This window comes from Caldivirga sp. UBA161, assembly GCF_002506515.1.
Classification (GTDB): Archaea; Thermoproteota; Thermoprotei; order Thermoproteales; family Thermocladiaceae; genus Caldivirga.
Map to the genome: position 1 here is coordinate 277 of NZ_DAXS01000042.1, position 677 is coordinate 953.

Sequence of the window (677 nt, forward strand, 5' to 3'; positions counted from 1 at the left end):
AGTAGTAACCGGAGTAGTCGTAGTGGTTGTTGGTATTGTTGGTACGTATTCTGATGTTATGTTGAAGTATTGTGCTAGGCAGTACCTTAAATCATTAAGGTTAGGAATGTACTCTGGTTCTAGGCCTAGGAACTCAGCATAATCCGGGTGCTTAACCCATAGTGAACCATTAACCATAGCCTCAATCAATGGTGGAACATAACCAGCTGGAGCACCACTACCCCAGAACGTCTCCCAAAGTGGAGAGCTAATAACCTGGTAATAATCAACCTCAGCACCAATTATGTATGAGTTATCTGATGGTTGCAATTCAATCCTAAGCCAAGTGGGCACATACTTCTCACACATTGGGTTAGGAACATTATAAGCCCACGTTACTAGGAAGTTCTTAGGGCCAATATTAACCTCAGCCCTCTTCCAGCCCACTGGCTCAATGGGTACGTAGTAGTAGTACCATGCGAATATCACCTTAAGTAACTCATTATACTGAGGCATCCCCGGTGATACTGCATCAAATAAGTTGAACCAACTAGTTAAATTAATGTAACCATAAGTTGAGTTAATGCACCAGACAACAGTACCATTAAGTGGCACGGCACTACTATTGTAGGCTGGTGGTAAGTGTATCACCACTGGACTACATGTACCATTAGGCCACTGGAAAGGCCAAGTATAAA

General features: G+C 42.8%; 1 pseudogene. It reads right to left on the reverse strand.

The window, feature by feature from the left end:
* Nucleotides 1–677, reverse strand: a pseudogene (locus BP896_RS05000) (hypothetical protein); the annotation flags it as partial.